The sequence below is a fragment of the Bradyrhizobium sp. NAS96.2 genome, assembly GCF_001908235.1.
In the GTDB taxonomy this organism is placed as follows: Bacteria; Pseudomonadota; Alphaproteobacteria; order Rhizobiales; family Xanthobacteraceae; genus Bradyrhizobium.
In genome coordinates this window covers 1-19,274 of record NZ_LGHK01000042.1, presented here as the reverse complement: position 1 = coordinate 19,274, position 19,274 = coordinate 1, and the positions used below count along the sequence as shown (strand labels likewise).

Below are 19,274 nucleotides of genomic sequence, written 5' to 3'. Positions count from 1 at the left end.
CGCGCACAGCCTCTATGTTGCCGCGCGCCGGCGATTGCCGGCATGCCATCATCAAAGAGGCTGTCCATGACCGGGACCTGGCTACGCGTCGCGCTCTTTCTCATCGGCTCAGCGGTTGCCTCGGTGGCGGCGCATGCCGAGACCATGGTGCTCCGCGGCGGCACGCTCTACGCATCGGCCGATGCAGTTGCGCTGCCGGATGCGGCGATCGTGATCTCAGACGGCGTCATCAGCGCGGTCGGCAAGTCCGGCGACGTCAAGGTGCCCGCGGAGGCGCGCGTCATCGATTGCAGCGGCAAGACCGTGGTTGCCGGGTTCTGGAACAGCCATGTGCATTTCACGGAGCGTGTCTGGCACAACGCCGGCGAGACGCCGGCCGCGCCGCTGACGCAACATATGCAGGAGATGCTGACGCGGTGGGGCTTCACGACGGTGTGGGACCTCGGCTCCGATCCGCGGAACATCTTGCCGCTGCGCAAGCGCATTGCCGCGGGCGAGGTCGCCGGCCCCAACATCTTCCTCGCCGGCAGCGTCTTTCCGAAGGACGGCCATCCGGCCTATCTGCCCGCTGACATGCAGCTGCCCGAGGCGTCCACGCCGGACGAGGCGACGCAACTGGCGCGCAGCTACATGGACCTCAATCTCGATGGCGTGAAGTTGTTCACCGGTGTCTTCAAGGGCAACAAGCCGGTCGTGAACATGGACCCGGCGATCGCCAGGGCCGCGGTCGACGTGGCGCATGCGCAGGGAAAGCCGGTGTTTGCCCATCCGCAGAACAAGACCGGCGTCGAGACGGTGATCACGGCCGGCGTCGATATCATGGCGCACACCGATCCGAGCGAAGGCGGCTATGCGCCGGAGCAGCTGGCGCGGTTCAAGGCGCAGGGCATTGCACTGATCCCGACGCTGTCGCTGTTCACGACCGTTGTCCTGGATCCGGCCGTGACAAACCGACTGCTGGCCGCGACCGTCAACCAGCTCAAGCAGTTTTCGGAGAATGGCGGGCCGGTGCTGTTCGGCACCGATGTCGGCTTCACCAAGCTGTACGACACCACGCAGGAATATCAGCTGATGCACCGCGCATTGTCGGAGCGCCAGGTGCTGGCTTCGCTGACGACCAATCCGGCGCGGTACTTCAAGGCCGCGAAGAAAGGCAAGGTCGAGCAGGGCTTCGACGCCGATCTCGTGGTGCTCGACGGCGATCCGCTCAGCGATGTCGCCAATCTCGCGAAAGTGAGCACCACCATCCGCGCAGGTCACGTGATCTATCAGAAGCCGTGAACGCTGGCCGGGGAACACGCATATCAAGGGCGGCGTTGACGCATCTGGCAATCACTTGAACCAGTGCCGCGCCGTCACGAGATATAGGCCATGAAACGAGCCTTGATTGTTGCCTGCACCTTGCTTTGGGTCATCGGCGCGCCGAGCGCCTTTGCGCAAAGGCAAATCCTCGGGCCCGGTGGTTCGATCTACAATCCAACTCTGCCGCCGCCGCCACCGCCACCTCCGCCGCCCAAAATCGAGGTGCCGCCGATCCCCAAGATGGACGCGATCACGCAGCCGAACCTGCGTGCTCCTGCGCGCAGCTCGTTCGGCGACCGTGTCAGCCGGTGCCTGGACGAGGGCGCAGCCAGCGGCCTGAACCAGAGTGATCGCGCCGCCTATTCGCGATCCTGCGCCAATACGCGTGACTGACGCGTCAAGATCCCGGCCGCGCTATTGGGCGGGAAGGCGCAACGTCGTGAGGTCGGAGCCGACGATCGTCGTCCCCGTGAAGCCGCCTGCCTCGGCCGCGGCGCGGTAGTCCGCTTCGGTCAGCGCACCACCGGGCACCTTGTAGGGTCCGTGATGCGTCGCCCCGACCTGCGGCGCCAGATGGGTCAGCATCAGGTATTTGGCGCCGGTGCGTTTCGCCATGGCGCCAAGGTCTGATGTCAGGCTCTGGCGATAGTAAACTGGAGGCGGCATGCCGCTGTCGCGGTCCGGACCCATGATCGGATGTATGGTCGAGTGCACGATCACCTCGGCGCCTTGCGCCAGCCTTTCGACTTGCGCTGATGTCGAGGTCGGGCGCGGTGGCGCGGGGCTGTCGTTGCTGGCGTCGCCGCCGATCACGACGCTGCCGGCCGGCGTGTCGACGCGAAACGAGGCGTGACCGGCGACGTGGGTGGAGCGGATCGCGCTCACCTTGACGTCGCCCTTCGTCCAAACCACCTGCGGCTCGTCGCCCGGCTCGAACGTGATGAGGTGCGCGAGCTCGGCAGGTCCGCCCGCCAATCGTCTCTTGTCCTCCGAAACCCGTTGCGCGACCTCGCCGGATTGAACGAAGGCGTCACCGATATGCGTCACGAACTTGCCGCAGCTCATGGTGAAGCCGAGGGGCGAAGACACATCGCTGCTGCACACGACATCGACCTTGGCCCCGCTGGAGCTCCAGTTCCAGCGCGCGAGCAGGAGGTCGACGAAGCCCTCGGTGTGGTCCGAATGCATATGGGTGAAGAACACGGCATCGAGCTGACCGGGATCGACGTTCAGCTGCGACAGCCGCAACACGGTGCCGCGGCCGGCGTCGAACTGCAGCTTCGTCGTGCCGCAGCCGGCGCTGTCGTCGCCAAAGCGCACAAGGGTGCCGGCGCCGGCGACGCCATTGATGAGGGCCGGCCCGCTCATCGTGCCGGTCAAGGTAACGAGCATGCAAGGCGCGGCTTGGACGGGAAGCGGCAGCAGCTGCCAGATGGCGATCAGCAAGGCCGTCGGAAGCAAGAAGCGCCGCATGCTATCGGCTCCGGTGTCGTTCCGATGATCGAAGAGACTGCCGAAGTTCGCGCCGTATCACAAGCGCTCGGCCACACCGCATCGAGACCTTGTGATCATGCGATCCGCGCCGTTCTGACGCTCGCACAAACGAAATCCGCCGGCCTTTCGGGCCGGCGGATTGTGTGTCGTCAAAAGCGGTGGTCAGTTATTCCAGTTGCCACCCTGGTCGTCGCCGTCACCATGGTGGTGATGGCCGCCGCCGTCGAAGTCGAAGAAGTCGAACATGTCGCTGAGCGCCGGGCTGTTGACCGGAACATAGGGATTGCCGGGCGCCGCAACCGGGTTCGGGAAGTTGTCGCGGCTGCGATGGGTGATCGGCTCCAGGCGCCAGTTCCGCTCGATGAATTTGATGATCGAGACGTGATCGGCATATTCATGCGAGATGTGGCCTTGCCGCGCGTACGGCGACACCACGATCATCGGAATACGCGTGCCGTCGCCGAAATAGTCGAGCGGCTGCACGTAGCCGGAGTCGAAGTAGCCGCCACCTTCGTCGAACGTGATGAAGATCGCGGTATCCTTGGCGTAGTCCGAGGCCTGGACCTGGTCGACGACCTTCTTCGCGAAGCCTTCGAACAGATTGAGCTTGGACGACGACGGGTGACCGTCGGTGAAGCCGCTCGGCTTGACGATGGAGACCGCCGGCAGCGAGTGCTTGGAGAGGTCGGAGTACAGATCAACCGAGTCCTTGATATGGGCTGCGACCTGCTCCGGGTGCGACATGATCGAGGTGTCGTACTGGAACGGATTGCAGATGTTGCAGTACTCGTCGGCGGTCGGACCGGCTACGCCCCAGTTGAGCTGATAGGGATCGTTGACGTAGTTGTTCCACTGGTCGCCGTAATACTTCCAGGAGATGTTCCGCTCGTTCAGGCTGTCGCCGATGCTCTTGCGGGTCGACGGCGGGATCGTGAACGGCGTGTTGGACGGATTGGTGTCGGTGTAGGCGTTCTTGCCGTTGCCGAAGTAACCCGGGTTGTAGTTGTTCAACAGATAATAGTGGCCCGGCTCGCAATTCGCGTTGATCCGGATGTTCTTCAGATAGTCCAGGATCGGCTTGACGCCGGGCTGGCTCGGATCCGAGCAGTCGCTGTAGGAGCCGCCGCCGGACACCGGGCTGGTCTGGAAGGGCGGCGCGAAGCCGCCATTGCCGCCGGCGCCGTAGCCGTCCTCGGTGTACCAGTTGTTGGTGCCAGCAGCCGGGTTCGGATTCTCGATCTCATGGACGATGCCGGCGTCGGGCGTGCCGCCGAACACCTGCGTGCCGTTCGGCGGGACGGCGGCGTTGCCGTAGGTGTCGCTGAAGTAGAGCATGTCGGCATGGCCGAACATGATGTGGTTGGCACCGGTGCCGCCGTTGACCGACTGGTGGAAGTTGTCGCTCATCGCATATTTCTGCGCCAGCGAGGTGAAGTAGGGCACGTCGCCCTTCTGCACGTTGTAGAAGCCGAGCGCCGTCGAGCCTTCACCCGTGGTCGTCGCCGTCGGCGAATAGTCGGTGGAGAAGTTCGAGGGCTGCGCCGCGCCGTTGGCGCCGGCGCCGACGGTTACTTCGACCCAGGCGAACAGATTGGCACCGCAGCCCGACGGATTGTCGCGGCTGGCCGCCGAGTGGTTGCAGTTCAGCTGCTGCCACATTTGGTAGAAGCGATGCACCGGGCTTGCCGAATAGGAGTCGTAGGGCATCGCATCGCTGTTGGTGAGCTGGAACGGACCGGCCGGCAGCGCGCTGACATTGGTGATGCGCTGATCGGGGGTCTGCGAGGTCTGACCGGTGCCACCGGAAAGCAGGAACTGGTAGTATTCGGACGGCAGGCCGGATTCCGACTGCTGCGCCAGCACCAGCGAGGCCTCGCAGGTGGTGATCGGCGAGCTGCCGCACTTGTTCGGGATGTAGGAGACCTTGGGACCTCCGACCAGCGGAGCCGGCAATTGATCCTTCGGGAAGTTCTGCTTCGGCGGGCTCAGCAGGAACGCATCGTTCGGGCCGTTATCCATGGCCGCGTGCTGATGCGCCTTTTCGAAGTTCGGCCCGGGGATCGCATTCTTGTTGCCGTCGAGCTTGACGATGCCCTGCGAGAGCAGGTTGAACACGCTCTCGCCGCGTCGCTCGGGCACGTAAGTCGCGAACACGTGGTCGAAGCTGCGGTTCTCGCCGATGATGACGATCACGTGCTTGATCGGCGAACGGGTCTCGTGTCCACCGTGGTGATCCCAGTCCTGCGCAAGGACGGGGCCGGCGGTGAACTGGCCCAGCGCCAGTGCGCTGAGGGTGAGGCGGCAACTCTGCAGCCAACGTGACTTCCGCTTGTCGCGCATTAAAGCTCTCCTTTTTGCTGGTTGAGCGGCTTGGTGGAACTTGCAGTGTCTCGCGGCACGACCTTGATCCGCCCCATCATGCCGCCGTCCTCATGCTCGAGGACGTGGCAGTGGTAGACGAAGGTGCCGACGATATTGAGATCGCGGAAATCCATGCGCAGGCGCACGCTCGGATATTTCAGCATCCGGGTGTTGTAGTAGGGCACGTTGACGGTATCGCGCAGGAACGGCTCGTTGACCGCGATGCCGGACCAGTCGAGCAGCTGGAAGTGAAGCTGATGGATGTGGAAATCATGCAGCTCCATCGAGCGGTTCTCGATGATCCAGTCCTCGACGTCGCCCTGCCGCACGGTGATGTCGGGAACATCCGAATGCGGATCGAACGGCTTCGGCGTCTCGCCGTCGAGGGTCATGAAGAACTTGGTCGGGCTGTTCGGATCGTTCGGATTCTCCGGCTGCTCGGAGAAGAACAGTTTTCTGACGCGCACCGGTGCGACGTTGCCGACCCACGGCCGCTCAGGTCGCGGCAGCGGCTCGGCGTGAGCGGGCAGGGCCGCCTGCGGCTCGCCGGCGTTGGCCGAGGCCGTGACGGCGAGCAGCGCGCGGTTGGGGTCGTTTTCGCCGGCAGGGCCGGTGTCGACCGCGCGCGTCACCAGCAAGGCTGATGCGCCGGCGGGCGGTCCTTCGACGATGAACTCGGCGCGCGAGCCCGGCGGCAGGCCGATATGGTTGACCCATTGCACCGACGGCGACGGACTGCTCTGAAACTGCAATGGCACGCCGTCGAGCCCGACGATGCCGATCTGCTGCGGCGCGCGGCCGACCAGCAGCGCGAGGTTGAGATAGGTGATCGCGGATGCGTTCAGCACGCGCCAGAGCTGGCGCTCGCCCGGCTTCATCGTCAGCCTTGCCGGCGGATAGTTCGGATAGGGCACCGGCACGAAGTTGACGGAAAGGTCCTTCGACGGCTTGCCGAAGCCGGTGCCGGAATTGGCGACGTCGCCGTCATTGTCGAGCTGGCTCTTGGTCATGACCGGCTCGAATTTCGACGGCGGTGCATCGGGATTGACGAGATCCTGGTCGCGGATCACGAGCACGCGCTCGGGCAGGCCGGCGAGCTGTGGATCGGCGCGCTCGATGCCTTCGATGATGATGGCGCCGGAGGCGCCGCCGAGCACCTGCGTCTTGCTGAAGCCGTGCAGATGCGGGTGGTACCAATAGAGGCCGGGCGCCGCGTCGTCGGGAATGCGCAGACGATAGTCGAACGGCGCATCGTCGGGCTGGACCGATGTTTTCAGCACATCATCCTGATGGCAGACCGGCGGCACGGTCAGCCCGTGGAAGTGCAGATTGGTCGAGATCGGCGTCATCGCACCGCTCTCGCAGATGTCGGCTTGCTTCCGCGTCGTGCAGATCGGCGCGCCGGCGAGCGGACGGTCGATCGCGGGCGTTGCCGTATCGAGATCGACGAGGTCGTTCTTGAAATGAATCACCAGCTGATCGCCCGGCTTCAGCCGCAGGGTCGGCGACGGCTTACCGTCCGGTGTCAGGTAGCAATAGCGGCTCGTTCCATCCGGCATCTTCTCGTCGTGGATGGTGAGGTCGGTTTCAAGCACGCCGTCGCGGCTGCGCAATTCAGCGGGTTCGGCGATCGCACTTCCGGGATCCGGCCGGGCACAAACGTCCTGCTGCGTTCGCGGCGCATCCTGCACGCTTGCTGCGGCGAGCCAGGTCGTCATGCCGCTCGCAGCAAGCCCGAGGCAAGCCGCGGCAATGACACAACAAACGGTCGAAAGTCGTCGTGCCACGCCGCCCCGCTTATACGCCGCCACGCGCGCGCAAGCGCGCGACCGGCGCCACGCGTGACGTCAGTCCACGTCTTGCGACCGCAACGGTCGACAAATGCTTCTGTTTGGTATCGGGACGCTAGCCGCGCGTTGTTGCCGAAATCTGGCAGGTTTTTAACGCACAGATGACAGAAATTTGCGGCACTTCGACGCAGCGGTGTGCGCGATCCTCAAACCTGCTGAGCGATCAATCGGATGACCCATTCGCCGACTGAATTGCGGAGATACCAAGACGCGCAGCCAATCGTCAGATATTTTTTCGGTGTCGCCGATCCCGTCATCTTCCGTGGTGCCGACAAGTGAGTTTAGCGCCTGAACTGCGTCAGAAACATCCGCAATGAATCGTGCGGGCTCTCGACATCCGCGATCACCCAGCCGTCGGGTCCGTTGACGACGATGAAGTCGAGCGTGACCGCGCGGCCCTCATTGTCGAAGGCCACAGTCACATCGGTCTTGTCGAACTGGCGGCGCGGCGTTGCGATCGAGATCGGGCCGATCCGCCAGGTCGGGCTCTGCACCAAAAAATCGTACGGCGCATCGTGCAGGGCGGTCCAGGCGCCGCGCAGGCTGGGGTCGAAGAATTGCCGGGCGGTTTCCTCGTCGCGCGGCAGGCCATTGGAAAACGCGGGGCTGCCTTGTCCATAGAAGGCGTAGACGTTGCGGATCAGCGATTCCGGCGTGCGGAACCCGGCGTCGGCGGGACCAGCCCCGAAAACCGCCGCAACGAGCGAGACACCCGCGAGGAATTTGCCGCGTCCCATCAGCTTTATTTGCCTCTGCCGCTGACATATCTTGCAGGAAATCCCTGGAAACGAAAGCCGGCTGGCGCGATGCGCGAACTCTTCGACGATATCCCTGAACAAGCTCCGCTCGATCCGCAGGAGGCGGTGCGGCGCCACATCCGCATGCCCAAGCGCAAGCGCTTCTACACCAGCGCCGCCGTCACCGATGTCGACGGCGGATTTTCGATCACGCTCGATGGCAAGCAGATCCGCTCGCCGTCCGGCAAGCCGATCGTGGTGCCGACCCGCGCCATTGCGAATGCGGTTGCCGCCGAATGGAATGCGCAGGGCGAGACCATCGATCCCGTGACCATGCCGCTGACGCGCCTCGCCAACAGCGTGGTCGAGGGGGTGATCGATCGCGTCGACGAGGTCGCCGACGACGCAGCCAAATTCCTCGGCAGCGATCTGCTGTTCTACCGCGCCGGCCATCCCGAGACGCTGGTGGCGCGCGAGGCCGAGCATTGGGACCCGATCCTGTTCTGGGCCGCTGATACGCTCGGCGCCCATTTCGTGATGGCCGAGGGGGTCATGCATGTCGGCCAGCCCGAGCCTGCGATCAAGGCAGCGCGCGCCGCGTTCCCGACTGATCCCTGGCCGGTCGCCGCGCTCCATGTGGTGACGACGCTGACCGGTTCGGCGCTGCTGGCGCTGGCTTTGGCGCATGGTGTCCGTGACGAGGATCAGGTCTGGGCCGCCGCCCATGTCGACGAGGACTGGAATATCGAGAAATGGGGCGTCGACGAGGAGGTCGCGGCGCGCCGCGCCGCCCGCCAGGTCGATTTCAAGGCCGCCGCCGGCGTCCTCAGGGAATTCAGGCCGGGTTAACGAGACCTTTACGGCGCCGGGCTAGCCTGCGGCACATCCCTCGTGCCTGGCCGAGATCTCCGACATGGCTATCGCCGTCAATCCCGTGCTGCCGGTGCTCGCCTCGAAGGAGGCGGACAGCGTTGCGCCGGACCTCACGCTCGAGGCGGGCAGCGTCATCAAGGCGCAGGTCCTGAAGGTGCTCTCCGCCGATCTGGTGCGGATCGCGATTGCGAGCCTGTCGATCGATGTGCAGACCGAGGTGCCGCTGCAGCAGGGCCAGAACCTGCAGCTTGCGGTGTCGCACAGCAATGACGGCATCCGTCTGCAACTGGTTGGATCGGGCGCGGACACCGGCGATGCGGTGCAACTGTCGCCGGGCGCGGCCAACGCCACTGCCGCGCCGCAACCCGTCGCCACGGCGCCGAAGGCTGCCCTGACGCCGCTCGAGCGCATCACCATCACCGCCACCGCCCAGCATGCGGCGGCGGTGCAGGGCAGCCAGGCTCCGCTGTTTGCCAATCTCACCGCGGTCGCGTCAGCCAATCTGCCGCCAAAGCTGCAGGCCGCGATCGCGCAGGTGCTGGCGCAGCAGACCGGTCTCGACGAGAATTTGAGCGGAGATGCCGTGAAGGCCGGCTTCCAGAAGTCCGGCCTGCTGTTGGAGGCGACGCTCGCGTCGGGTGTCGCGCCGGCGAGCGGCAGTGCGCCCGACCTGAAGGCCGCGCTGATCGTGCTGCGCCAGGCGCTGACCTCGCTCGGCGCGGGTGACGCCGCGAGACCTGCGCCCACGCCGCTGCAGCAACCGGCACTCGCCAGCGCTGGCACGTCGCCGAGCCTTGTGCCATCTGGCGCACCGGACCTCGAGGTTCAGGAAATCCTGTTGCCGCAGGCGCGGGTGCCGGTTGCCGAGGATCTCACCCGCGGTGCCACAGGGCTCGCCGGCGCGCTCGCAGATGCGCTCGATGCCGGGCCGTCCGCGGGTGGCGCGCTCAACCTCATTCAGGAAGCGCTGCATGAGCTCGGCAACCCGGCACGGCAGGGCGCCGTGCCGCGGGAGATGCTGCCCGGCGATGTACCCGCGCGTGGCAGCATGCCTCCACCGCCGTTTCACGGCGCGCTGCCGTCGGCTCAGGCCGTCGCCGAGGCCTCGATCGCGCCAGGCGCGCCGCTCGCAACCACCGCGCATCGCCTGCTGGAAAACACCGACGCGGCGCTGGCGCGGCAGACGCTGCTGCAGGTCGCTTCGCTGCCGGGCCACGGCGATGCTGCGCGTCCGCAGCTCGACGCGATGGTGCCGCGCTGGAATTTCGAGATCCCGTTCCTGACCCAGCAGGGCACGGCGATGGCGCAGTTCGAGATTTCCCGCCACGGCGGCGGCAACGAGGTCGAAGCCGTCAAGCGGGTGTGGCGGGCGCGCTTCACGCTCGACGTCGAGCCGGCCGGACCGGTGCACGCGCTGGTCTCGCTGAACGGCGAGCGCACCTCGGTGCGGATGTGGGCGGAGCGCCCCTCGACCGCCGCGCAATTGCGCGCCGGCGCGTCCGAGCTGAGCCTGGCGCTGAGCAGGGCCGAGCTTACGCCCGGCGATATCGAGATCCGCGACGGTAGCCCGCCGCAACCGGCGACGCCGCGCGCCGGCCATTTCCTGGACCGCGCATCATGAGCGAGACGCACAACCAGCTCGCGGTCGCGCTGCACTACGATCACGCCGGCGCGCCGCGCGTGGTGGCAAAAGGCAAGGGCGCGATCGGCGCCAAGATCATCGAGGTCGCCAAAGCCAACGACATCCCGATCGAAGAGAACGAGGTTTTGGCCGGCGCGCTCTCCAATGTCGAGCTCGGCGACGAGATCCCGGCCGAGCTCTACAAGGCCGTCGCCGAGGTCTTGGTGTTCGTGCTGCGGATGTCGGGGCGGGCGCGCTGAGCGCTTTCAATCGACAGTGCCTGTTGCCATCCTTTCACCACGATGGCATCCACCATCGTGGTCAACCCGAAACAGTTCAGGTCTCCTCGTGATCCATCGCCGCCATGCGCTCGGTCTGCTTGCTGCCGCCACGATTCTCCCGTCGCGCAGCTTCGCCAACGTGTCCTACCAGCGCAGCGAGTTTCGCGAGGACCTGCAAAAGCGGTTCTTCGATCTCGGCACCGAAGGCACCTTCGTCGGCTACAAGATCGACGACTATCTGATCATCGCGAGCGACAAGGTCCGTTCGGGCGAAGGCAGGCTGCCGGCTTCGACCTTCAAGATCCCGAACGCGCTGATCGCGCTCGACACCGGTGTGGCGCAGGATCCCGACAAGGACGTGTTCAAGTGGGACGGCGTCACCCGCAGCATCGAGGCCTGGAACAAGGATCACACGCTGCGCTCGGCGATCGCGGTGTCGGCCTTTCCGGTGTTCCAGGAGATCGCCCGCCGCATCGGCGAGGAGCGGATGAAGAAATATCTCGATACGATCGACTACGGCAATCGCGACATCGGCGGCGGCATCGACCAGTTCTGGGTCAAGGGAAACCTGCGGATCGATCCGGTGCAGCAGATCGATTTCCTCGATCGGCTGCGCCGCGGCGTGCTGCCGGTCGGCAAGCGCAGCCAGCAGCTGGTGCGCGACATTCTCCCGGTGACGAAGGTCGGCGACGCCGTCATCCGCGCCAAGACCGGCCTCACCGACAAGGAGCACGGCTCGCTCGGCTGGCTGGTCGGTTGGTCCGAGAAGGGCAGCGACATCACCGTGTTCGCGATGAACATGGACTGCAAGACGCAAGCGCAGATCGACGCGCGGATGAGCGTCACGCAGCAATGCCTGACCGATATCGTCGCGCTGTGACGGGCTGATCTACGCACAGCGCGGCTGGTCGTCACCTCGCGGCTCGACTAGCATCCTCCGACAAAAGCAAAACCGGAGGAATCATGCATTCGGCAACAGTCTGGCTCTCGTCGCTCACGCTGGCCGCGGCCGGCGGCTGGCTCGCGGCCACGATGTTCTCCGCGCCCGTCACCAGCAAGGAGCCGCGCTTCCCGCAGCTCACGATGGATCAGCTCAACGACCTGCAGAAGCCGCTCGGCGAGCAGATCATGAAAGTGTCGAGCGTCGGCATCGGCGGGCCCTACAATCCGATCATCCGGAGCCCGGTGCTCGGCCAGCGGCTCTATGATCTGTTCTATTATCTGCGCTGGCAGACCTCGGTGCCGATCAGGCTGAACGAGTTCGCGATCCTGATCATCGGCCGGCAGTGGCGCTCGCAGGTCGAATGGTTCGCGCATGCGCCGCTCGCGGCCAAGGCCGGACTGTCGGCCGACGTGATCGCCGAGCTGAAGGCCGGCAACCGTCCGTCGAAAATGGCCGACGACGAGGCTGTGGTGTACGACTTCGTCACCGAGCTGACCACGACCAAGAAGGTTTCCGACGCGACCTATGCGCGGGCTAAGACGATCTTCAACGATCAGCAGATCGTCGATCTCACCGCGCTCGCCGGCAATTACGTGATGGTGGCGATGATCCTGGCGATGGCGGAGGAGACCGTGCCGCCGGGCAAGGAAGAGCCGTTCAAGATTGGCGAGAAATAGCGACGCGGACTTCGCTTCACCTCGCCCCGTAAGAGCGGGGCGACGCAGCGCAGCGCCGCTCGACCTGATCTCATCACGCGCTAGTGCCGCGCGAGCGTGAGCGAAACCGCCGTCACGTTGCTCTGCTGCGGACGGATCGACACGGATTGCTTGCCGCCACGCGTGGTGAGCGAGAGGTCGGCAGAGAAATTGTCGCCGCGCGCGGCGGCTTCAACGCGATCGCCGCTCGCGCGCCCCGAGATCGTTCCGGACGCATTGCGGCTCGCCTCGGTCCATGCACCGGAGATGGCGCCACCGCGATATGCGACGTCACTGGTGAGGTCGAAATTGTAACTCGCGCTGGCGCATTTGAGCGACAGGCGAAGTTCGGCGCCGGTGCCGTCGACGTCGTATTTGGCGCGGCAGCGCAGTTGCTCCTGCATGCCGTCCGATGTCGTGAGCGTGCCTCCGCCGGACCACGAACCCGCCATGGCGAGCAGGGGCGAGGCGGGCGCGGCCTGCAAGGGCGATGCGAGCGCGCCGAGCGACAGCAGCACGAGGCTGGTCTTCGCGATGTTTGATCGAGACATCCTGGGCTCCTCTACCGGTTGATGCCTCATAACGCGGCAGGGTTCCGAAAGTTCTTACCGCGCGCCGTCGCGCGCAAGGCCGGTTCCGGGTCGACCGAAGATCAGCGCCCGATCGCCCGCTGCAACACCGGCATCAGTTTCGGGTCGCTGCACTGCGCGACGTTGAAGCGCATGAAGCCGGTGGCCGATTGCGTGGTGCTGAACACGTTGCCCGGCGCCAGCACGATGTTGTCGGCGAGCGCGGCGCGCGCCACGTCGGCGGAATCGCAGCCGTCGGGCAGGCGGCACCAGAGCTGGAAGCCGCCGCGCGGCATCAGCCACGGCTGGATGCCGATGCGCTGCAGCTTCTCGCCGACGTCGCGGCGGGCGCGCACGAGCCGCCGGCGCAGCTCCTCGACATGCTTGCGGTAGAAGCCGGTCGCCAGGACGCTGGCGATGATTTCGGCCGCGACCGCGCAGGGGCCGCCGAATCCGGTGGCGACCTGCAGATCGACCAGCTGCTCGATCCAGTCGGCGCGCGCCGCGATGAAGCCGCAGCGCAGCGACGCCGACAGCGTCTTGGAGAAGCTGCCGATCCGGATCACGCGGTTGAGCCCGTCGAGGGCCGCGAGCCGCGCCGACGGCTCCGGCTCGAAATCGGCGAAGATGTCGTCCTCGACGATGGTGAGATCGCAGGCGGTGGCGGCATTCAGCACGCGGTGCGCGGTCTGCGGTGACATCGTCGCCCCGGTCGGATTGTGCAGCCCGGATACGGTGATGTAGAGCCGCGGCCGCTCGGCTTCCAGCACGGCCTCGAAGCTTGCGACATCGGGGCCCGACGGGGTGTAGGGCACGCTGACGAGCTTGACCTGATGGGCGCGCAGCAGCGCCCGGAAATTGAAATAGCAGGGATCGTCGACCAGCACCGTGTCGCCGGGCCGCAGCAGGAAGCGGCAGATCAGGTCGATCGCCTGGGTGCCGGACATCGTGAGCAGCACCTGCTCGGGCGATACTTCGAGGCCCTCGTCGGCGAACCGCGCCATCAGCGTGCGGCGCAGGGCCAGCGAGCCGCGCGTCGCACCGTAATCGGCGAGCACGGCGTCCTCGGCCCGCGCCAGGCCGCGGAACGCGCGCCGCAGCGCCTCGGTCGGCATCCAGTCGGCGGGCAGCCAGCCGCAGCCCGGCTTCAGCGCGCCGCTCGCGGCGTCGAGCGATTGCCGCGACACCCAGAACGGATCGACGGCGCGGTCGTGCTGCGGCTGGTCCTTGGCCAGCGAAAGCGGCGGCAGCGCAGCCGACGAGACATAGAAGCCGGAGCCCGGCCGCGCCCGGATCAGGCCCTCCGCGGCGAGCCGGTCATAGGCCTCGACCACGGTCGAGGGCGAGACGCCCATGGTCGCGGCAAAGCTGCGGATCGAGGGCAGGCGGTCGTCGGCGGCAAGCGCGCGGCTCGCGATCCTGGCGCGGATCGCGTTCATCACGTCGGTGGTCCGGGTCGCCTTTGGCACGTTGGCTGGTCGCTGCAAGTGTATGCCTACCTTTACCCATACAGTTTGGCGATATTGTACTGATCCGTAACTGCCTTGGCCAGCCCCTCGCCGCTATCTTCGCCCGCGAAAGACGAGGTGCGTGATGAGCGATTCGAAGACGTTGTCGGGAAAGTCCTGGGCGGGCGAGGCGAGCAGCGGCGCGTCGCTGGAAGGCTGGGGCAGCGGCCTGCTTGGCGTGATCATCTTCAGCGGCTCGCTGCCCGCGACTCGCGTCGCTGTCGCCGGGTTCTCGCCGCTGTTCCTGACCTCGGCGCGCGCGGCGATCGCGGCGCTGCTCGGCGCCGTGCTGCTCGTGGTGCTGCGGCAGCCCTGGCCGGAGCGGCGCGACCTGGTGTCGCTGACCATCGTCGCGCTCGGCGTCGTGATCGGCTTTCCGCTGCTGACCGCGCTTGCGCTCCAGCACATCACTTCGGCGCATTCGATCGTGTTCATCGGGCTGCTGCCGCTGTCGACCGCGGTGTTCGGCGTGCTGCGCGGCGGCGAGCGGCCGAAGCCAAAGTTCTGGCTGTTCTCCTGTGTCGGTGGCGCGACGGTAGCCGGGTTTGCGTTGTCGAATGACGGATCGGCCTCGCTGAGCGGCGACTTGCTGATGGTCGCCGCCATCGTCGTCTGCGGCCTCGGCTATGCCGAAGGCGCGGCGCTGTCGCGCCGGCTCGGCGGCTGGCAAGTGATCTCCTGGGCGCTGGTGCTCTCGGCGCCGGTGATGCTGCTGATGACCATCATGACGCTGCCGCCGAGCTGGCAGGGCATCGGCGCGCCGGCCTGGCTCGGGCTCGCCTATGTCTCGATCTTCAGCATGCTGGTCGGCTTCGTGTTCTGGTATCGCGGGCTTGCGCTCGGGGGCATCGCCAGCGTCGGCCAGTTGCAGCTCCTGCAGCCGTTCTTCGGCCTCGCGCTGGCCGGGCTGCTGCTGCACGAGCCCGTGCCGTGGTCGATGATCGCGGCGACGATGCTGGTCGTCGTCTGCGTGGTGCTCGCGCGGCGATTTGCCTGAGGGGGCATCGGCCCTCCGGGGGCTGAGAATCTATCCGTCTCGTCATTGCGAGGAGTTCGCGACAAAATTGCAAAGCAATTTTGCGCTGAAGCGACGAAGCAATCCATCGCTGTACTTGCCGTGCGATGGATTGCTTCGCTTCGCTCGCAATGACGGGGCGGATGGAATGACGGTCTCTCAGGACGGGGGAATATGCGCGTCTCGCCGCTATCCCAGCTTTCCCCCTGTGACCTGGCCGAGTGTAAAGCGCGCGCTAACCATGCCAAGTGGTAATTCATGGCGCCGGCCGGGCGGCCCCGCATTGATGCGGATCGGGTTTCAGTGATCCTTAAGCCGAGCCGCCCACCTTGCGCGCTGACGCGACATCAGAGGGGCAGATGACCTTCAGGTTCATTGCGCCTGACGCGATCAGGTCGGCAAGCCAGCGTGCACTGTTGGCGCAGTGGGATCAACTGGCCGCCGGCCGGCCATTTCCCGCCTTCGCCGAGCTGAGGCCGGATCCGGCGATCCATGATCCCCGGCAACTCGTCGCATGGGCGGTCGAAGGCGAGGGCCGCCTGCGCAAGTTTCGCGCGATGTATCAGGGCGAGAATGTCGCCGAGGCGTTCAATTCGGCCTGGGCCGGGAAGACCATGGAGCAGGTGGTCCCGATGTCGCTCCGGCGCATCACGCTGACGCCGGCGAAGGATTGCGCGGCGAGCGGCTGCGCGGTCTACATGGTGTTTTCCACCGTCGATGCCAACGATCAGCGGGTCGATTGCGAGCGGCTGCTGCTGCCGTTCGGCAATGGCGCGAAGGTCGAGCATCTGCTCGCATCGCTGCAATTGACGGCGGTCGCGAGCAGGCCTCGCATCGTCAAGCATTTCGACATGCAGGCGGACGTGCGGCTGCAGGGAAGGATCCGTTCCGGCTTCTCGGCGGTCGTGACCGAAGCTGCCACCGGCGACCAGCGCCGGGCCTCCCGGCGCAATGTCGCGCGGGCGGCGCGGATCAGCTTTGCCCGGCGCAGCATGACCTGCATCGTCTGCAACCTCTCCGCGACCGGAGCTGCGGTCGAGGCGAGCAATCCGGCTGAGATCCCCGACAGTTTCCGTCTCGTGCTGGAGATGGAAGCGACCGAACGGCGCTGCCGCGTGGTCTGGCGCAGGAAGGGCCGGATCGGGGTCGCGTTCAGCTGAGCTTCCCGATCCGCCCGAGATGGGTGTAGCCGAACCCTGTTGAATATTTCAGGCCATAGCCGAGCGCGCGGTCGATCCCGATATGGGCGAGCCAGATCATCGCGATCGAGAGCACCAGCGGTCCTTCGCCGGCAAAACCCAGCGTCATCAGCGCCACCGGCGCGAGATAAGTGTGCGCGGCGTTGTAGGCGACGGCGCCGACACGCGGGCTGATCAGGTAGGCGGCGAAGCTCAAGTCCGGCACCAGGAACAGCAGGACATAGACCAGCCAGGAACCCTCCCACTTGTAGTAGAGCACGGTCATCCCGACGAACAGCACCAGCCCCTCCAGCCGGAGCAGGGTGCGCACCCCGCCGGTCGCGGCGCCAGTCGCTTCAGTCGTCATGTCGGTCATTGCAGTCTCCCCAGATATCGGAAAATCCTACCGTTTTGGCGCTCAATACCGCCCACAAGCGCCTTTCCGGTTCCGAAATGGCCGTGCTAAAGCCATTCCGAACGAAGCGGACCCGGCTCGCACCGGGACGCGGACTGTAGCTAACACGGGCGGAAACAAATGAAAGACATCCTCGATACCCTCGAAGAGCGGCGCGCCGGCGCCAAGCTGGGCGGCGGCGAAAAGCGCATCGAGGCGCAGCACGCCCGCGGCAAGCTGACCGCCCGCGAGCGGATCGAGCTTTTGCTGGACAAGGGCTCGTTCGAGGAATTCGACATGTTCGTCGAGCACCGCTCGATCGAGTTCGGCATGGAAAAGACCAAGATCCCCGGCGACGGCGTCGTCACCGGCTGGGGCACCGTCAACGGCCGCAAGACGTTTGTCTTTGCCAAGGACTTTACGGTTTTCGGCGGCTCGCTGTCGGAAACCCATGCGCTGAAAATCACAAAACTTCAGGACATGGCGATGAAGGCGAGGGCGCCGATCATCGGCCTCTATGACGCCGGCGGCGCGCGCATCCAGGAGGGCGTCGCGGCGCTCGCGGGCTATTCCTATGTGTTCCGGCGCAACGTGCAGGCCTCGGGCGTGATCCCGCAGATCTCCGTCATCATGGGCCCCTGCGCCGGCGGCGACGTCTATTCGCCCGCGATGACCGACTTCATCTTCATGGTGAAGAACACCAGCTACATGTTCGTCACCGGCCCCGACGTGGTGAAGACCGTCACCAACGAGGTGGTGACGGCGGAGGAGCTCGGCGGCGCCTCGGTGCACGCGACACGCTCCTCGATCGCCGACGGCGCGTTCGAGAACGACGTCGACGCGCTGTTGCAGATGCGCCGGCTGATCGACTTCCTGCCGTCGAACAACTCCGACGGTGTGCCGGAATGGCCGAGCTTCGACGACATCGGCCGGGTCGACATGTCGCTCGACACGCTGATCCCCGACAATCCGAACAAGCCCTACGACATGAAGGAGCTGATCCTCAAGGCGGTCGACGAGGGCGACTTCTTCGAGATCTCGGAGACCTTCGCCAGGAACATCGTCACCGGCTTCGGCCGCATCGCCGGCCGCACCGTCGGCTTCGTCGCCAACCAGCCGATGGTGCTGGCGGGCGTGCTCGACAGCGATGCTTCACGCAAGGCCGCGCGCTTCGTCCGCTTCTGCGATGCTTTCAACATCCCGATCGTCACCTTCGTCGACGTGCCGGGCTTCCTGCCGGGTACGAGCCAAGAATATGGCGGCCTGATCAAGCACGGCGCGAAACTGCTGTTCGCCTATTCGCAGTGCACGGTGCCGCTCGTCACCATCATCACCCGCAAGGCCTATGGCGGTGCGTTCGACGTCATGGCGTCGAAGGAAATCGGCGCCGACATGAACTACGCCTGGCCGACGGCCCAGATCGCCGTGATGGGCGCCAAGGGCGCGGTGGAGATCATCTTCCGCTCCGACATCGGCGACCCCGACAAGATCGCCGCGCGCACCAAGGAATACGAAGACCGCTTCCTGTCGCCCTTCATCGCCGCCGAGCGCGGCTACATCGACGACGTCATCATGCCGCATTCGACGCGGCGGCGGATCGCGCGGGCGCTGGCGATGCTGAAGGACAAAAAGGTCGAGATCCCGGCGAAGAAGCACGACAATCTGCCGTTGTGATAGCGTCGTAGGGTGGGTTTAGCGCAAGCGTAACCCACCATCTTCGTTCCGCACGATCCGCGGCGGGTTACGGCTTCCGCCTAACCCGCCCTCGAGGTTCGAATCCGATGACCGAAGACGAGCCGGCCGACGAGATTTCCGAGATCGAGGCGCAGATCGAGGAGCTTGCCGAGAGCGCCGAACGGTCGCGGCGGATCATTCTCGGATCGAAGGTGGCGATCGCCGGCGGGTTCATGCTGCTGCTCGTCACGCTGCTCGGCCTGTTGGGCTCAGGAGAAACCGCCGCGCTCGGATCGATTGCGCTGGTGCTTGGCGGCATCGTCTCGCTCGGATCGAACGTCAGCACCTTGCGGCAGACCGAGGCCGCGATCAGCACCGCCGAGGCGCGCCGCGCGCGGCTGATCGGCAACATCGATCTGCGCCTGGTCCACGATGCGCCGCTGAAGCTGATGTGAGGCGCTCAGCCGCGCGCTGATTTGGGGGCGTGCAAGTCAATCGGCACCCGGCTTTTGCTGCCCTCTCTTCAAGCGGGCGGAAACGAAGAGCAAAGCTCGGACGATTCATGTCGCGAGAACGCGAAGCTCGATTCGCACCTACAGCTGTCATCGCCCGGCTCGATGACCGGGCGATCCAGTACGCCGCGGCTTCTCGGCTGCATCCGTGGTTATGGGTCCCTGCTTTCGCACTAGGGCATGCACACATCTCTGAGGCTCCATCCTTGGGCGACGGCGTGGAAGTGTTCGAGGCCGGTTTTGAAGGTGATGGGGCCTGGCGGCTTG

18 protein-coding genes are annotated in these 19,274 nt (G+C 65.7%); 11 read left to right on the top strand and 7 right to left on the bottom strand.

Going from position 1 to position 19,274, the window contains the following annotated elements:
- Positions 1-66: 66 nt before the first annotated feature.
- Entirely contained in the window at positions 67-1,281 is a 1,215-nt protein-coding gene (locus tag AC628_RS11340; protein ID WP_074126923.1) for an amidohydrolase family protein, read from the top strand.
- Positions 1,282-1,371: 90 nt separating this feature from the next.
- Complete coding sequence (locus tag AC628_RS11335; RefSeq protein WP_074126922.1) at positions 1,372-1,695, top strand: hypothetical protein; 324 nt, start codon at positions 1,372-1,374, stop codon at positions 1,693-1,695.
- Positions 1,696-1,716: 21 nt separating this feature from the next.
- On the opposite strand, the gene AC628_RS11330 is transcribed toward AC628_RS11335, so the two are convergent.
- The 4 genes from AC628_RS11330 to AC628_RS11315 form a co-directional block, all read right to left on the bottom strand.
- Positions 1,717-2,775: an MBL fold metallo-hydrolase gene (locus tag AC628_RS11330; RefSeq protein WP_074126921.1), complete on the bottom strand. Its 1,059-nt coding sequence runs from the start codon at positions 2,773-2,775 to the stop codon at positions 1,717-1,719.
- A gap of 183 nt (positions 2,776-2,958) precedes the next feature.
- Entirely contained in the window at positions 2,959-5,136 is a 2,178-nt protein-coding gene (locus tag AC628_RS11325; RefSeq protein ID WP_074126920.1) for an alkaline phosphatase family protein, read from the bottom strand.
- Entirely contained in the window at positions 5,136-6,875 is a 1,740-nt protein-coding gene (locus AC628_RS11320; protein ID WP_074126919.1) for a multicopper oxidase family protein, read from the bottom strand. Before AC628_RS11320 ends, AC628_RS11325 begins: the two co-directional genes overlap by 1 nt.
- A gap of 413 nt (positions 6,876-7,288) precedes the next feature.
- Positions 7,289-7,744: a hypothetical protein gene (locus tag AC628_RS11315; protein ID WP_074126918.1), complete on the bottom strand. Its 456-nt coding sequence runs from the start codon at positions 7,742-7,744 to the stop codon at positions 7,289-7,291.
- A gap of 69 nt (positions 7,745-7,813) precedes the next feature.
- Between AC628_RS11315 and AC628_RS11310 the strand changes: the two genes are divergently transcribed.
- The 5 genes from AC628_RS11310 to AC628_RS11290 all read left to right on the top strand — a co-directional run bounded on the left by AC628_RS11310 (position 7,814) and on the right by AC628_RS11290 (position 12,139).
- Entirely contained in the window at positions 7,814-8,593 is a 780-nt protein-coding gene (locus tag AC628_RS11310; RefSeq protein ID WP_074126917.1) for an ATP12 family chaperone protein, read from the top strand.
- A 64-nt stretch (positions 8,594-8,657) separates the two neighbouring features.
- The gene (gene fliK / locus AC628_RS11305) at positions 8,658-10,238 is read left to right on the top strand and encodes a flagellar hook-length control protein FliK (protein WP_074126916.1); all 1,581 of its coding nucleotides are present in this window, start codon (positions 8,658-8,660) and stop codon (positions 10,236-10,238) included.
- Positions 10,235-10,498 (top strand): EscU/YscU/HrcU family type III secretion system export apparatus switch protein, encoded by a 264-nt coding sequence (locus AC628_RS11300; RefSeq protein ID WP_074126915.1) that lies wholly within the window; start codon positions 10,235-10,237, stop codon positions 10,496-10,498. Before fliK ends, AC628_RS11300 begins: the two co-directional genes overlap by 4 nt.
- A gap of 88 nt (positions 10,499-10,586) precedes the next feature.
- Positions 10,587-11,399, top strand: a complete 813-nt coding sequence (gene blaOXA, locus AC628_RS11295) for a class D beta-lactamase (protein ID WP_074126914.1) — start codon at positions 10,587-10,589, stop codon at positions 11,397-11,399.
- Between the two features lie 83 nt (positions 11,400-11,482).
- Entirely contained in the window at positions 11,483-12,139 is a 657-nt protein-coding gene (locus AC628_RS11290; RefSeq protein WP_074126913.1) for a carboxymuconolactone decarboxylase family protein, read from the top strand.
- Between the two features lie 80 nt (positions 12,140-12,219).
- On the opposite strand, the gene AC628_RS11285 is transcribed toward AC628_RS11290, so the two are convergent.
- Positions 12,220-12,708: a hypothetical protein gene (locus AC628_RS11285; protein ID WP_074126912.1), complete on the bottom strand. Its 489-nt coding sequence runs from the start codon at positions 12,706-12,708 to the stop codon at positions 12,220-12,222.
- A 101-nt stretch (positions 12,709-12,809) separates the two neighbouring features.
- On the bottom strand, positions 12,810-14,165 hold the full coding sequence (locus AC628_RS11280) for an aminotransferase-like domain-containing protein (RefSeq protein ID WP_074126960.1): 1,356 nt from the start codon (positions 14,163-14,165) through the stop codon (positions 12,810-12,812).
- 154 nt (positions 14,166-14,319) lie between these two features.
- On the opposite strand from AC628_RS11280, the gene AC628_RS11275 reads away from it, so the two are divergent.
- Together AC628_RS11275 and AC628_RS42065 are read left to right on the top strand one after the other, a co-directional pair.
- Complete coding sequence (locus AC628_RS11275; RefSeq protein WP_074126911.1) at positions 14,320-15,231, top strand: DMT family transporter; 912 nt, start codon at positions 14,320-14,322, stop codon at positions 15,229-15,231.
- A gap of 377 nt (positions 15,232-15,608) precedes the next feature.
- Positions 15,609-16,409 carry a PilZ domain-containing protein gene (locus tag AC628_RS42065; RefSeq protein WP_083632780.1) on the top strand — a complete coding sequence of 267 codons (801 nt, stop codon included), beginning with the start codon at positions 15,609-15,611 and terminating at the stop codon, positions 16,407-16,409.
- Here AC628_RS42065 and AC628_RS11265 read toward each other — a convergent pair.
- Positions 16,402-16,803 carry a DUF4260 domain-containing protein gene (locus AC628_RS11265; protein ID WP_074126910.1) on the bottom strand — a complete coding sequence of 134 codons (402 nt, stop codon included), beginning with the start codon at positions 16,801-16,803 and terminating at the stop codon, positions 16,402-16,404. The genes AC628_RS42065 and AC628_RS11265 overlap by 8 nt on opposite strands.
- A gap of 159 nt (positions 16,804-16,962) precedes the next feature.
- On the opposite strand from AC628_RS11265, the gene AC628_RS11260 reads away from it, so the two are divergent.
- The gene (locus AC628_RS11260) at positions 16,963-18,495 is read left to right on the top strand and encodes an acyl-CoA carboxylase subunit beta (RefSeq protein WP_074126909.1); all 1,533 of its coding nucleotides are present in this window, start codon (positions 16,963-16,965) and stop codon (positions 18,493-18,495) included.
- A 107-nt stretch (positions 18,496-18,602) separates the two neighbouring features.
- The gene (locus AC628_RS11255; RefSeq protein ID WP_074126908.1) at positions 18,603-18,950 is read left to right on the top strand and encodes a hypothetical protein; all 348 of its coding nucleotides are present in this window, start codon (positions 18,603-18,605) and stop codon (positions 18,948-18,950) included.
- The last annotated feature ends 324 nt before the right edge of the window (positions 18,951-19,274 follow it).

Excerpts from the sequence above, each read along its gene's own strand:
- AC628_RS11340 (WP_074126923.1), top strand. The coding sequence starts at position 67 with ATGACCGGGACCTGGCTACGCGTCGCGCTCTTTCTCATCGGCTCAGCG.
- AC628_RS11335 (WP_074126922.1), top strand. The coding sequence starts at position 1,372 with ATGAAACGAGCCTTGATTGTTGCCTGCACCTTGCTTTGGGTCATCGGC.
- AC628_RS11330 (WP_074126921.1), bottom strand. The coding sequence starts at position 2,775 with ATGCGGCGCTTCTTGCTTCCGACGGCCTTGCTGATCGCCATCTGGCAG.
- AC628_RS11325 (WP_074126920.1), bottom strand. The coding sequence starts at position 5,136 with ATGCGCGACAAGCGGAAGTCACGTTGGCTGCAGAGTTGCCGCCTCACC.
- AC628_RS11320 (WP_074126919.1), bottom strand. The coding sequence starts at position 6,875 with ATGACGACCTGGCTCGCCGCAGCAAGCGTGCAGGATGCGCCGCGAACG.
- AC628_RS11315 (WP_074126918.1), bottom strand. The coding sequence starts at position 7,744 with ATGGGACGCGGCAAATTCCTCGCGGGTGTCTCGCTCGTTGCGGCGGTT.
- AC628_RS11310 (WP_074126917.1), top strand. The coding sequence starts at position 7,814 with ATGCGCGAACTCTTCGACGATATCCCTGAACAAGCTCCGCTCGATCCG.
- fliK (WP_074126916.1), top strand. The coding sequence starts at position 8,658 with ATGGCTATCGCCGTCAATCCCGTGCTGCCGGTGCTCGCCTCGAAGGAG.
- AC628_RS11300 (WP_074126915.1), top strand. The coding sequence starts at position 10,235 with ATGAGCGAGACGCACAACCAGCTCGCGGTCGCGCTGCACTACGATCAC.
- AC628_RS11290 (WP_074126913.1), top strand. The coding sequence starts at position 11,483 with ATGCATTCGGCAACAGTCTGGCTCTCGTCGCTCACGCTGGCCGCGGCC.
- AC628_RS11285 (WP_074126912.1), bottom strand. The coding sequence starts at position 12,708 with ATGTCTCGATCAAACATCGCGAAGACCAGCCTCGTGCTGCTGTCGCTC.
- AC628_RS11280 (WP_074126960.1), bottom strand. The coding sequence starts at position 14,165 with ATGAACGCGATCCGCGCCAGGATCGCGAGCCGCGCGCTTGCCGCCGAC.
- AC628_RS11275 (WP_074126911.1), top strand. The coding sequence starts at position 14,320 with ATGAGCGATTCGAAGACGTTGTCGGGAAAGTCCTGGGCGGGCGAGGCG.
- AC628_RS42065 (WP_083632780.1), top strand. The coding sequence starts at position 15,609 with ATGACCTTCAGGTTCATTGCGCCTGACGCGATCAGGTCGGCAAGCCAG.
- AC628_RS11265 (WP_074126910.1), bottom strand. The coding sequence starts at position 16,803 with ATGACCGACATGACGACTGAAGCGACTGGCGCCGCGACCGGCGGGGTG.
- AC628_RS11260 (WP_074126909.1), top strand. The coding sequence starts at position 16,963 with ATGAAAGACATCCTCGATACCCTCGAAGAGCGGCGCGCCGGCGCCAAG.
- AC628_RS11255 (WP_074126908.1), top strand. The coding sequence starts at position 18,603 with ATGACCGAAGACGAGCCGGCCGACGAGATTTCCGAGATCGAGGCGCAG.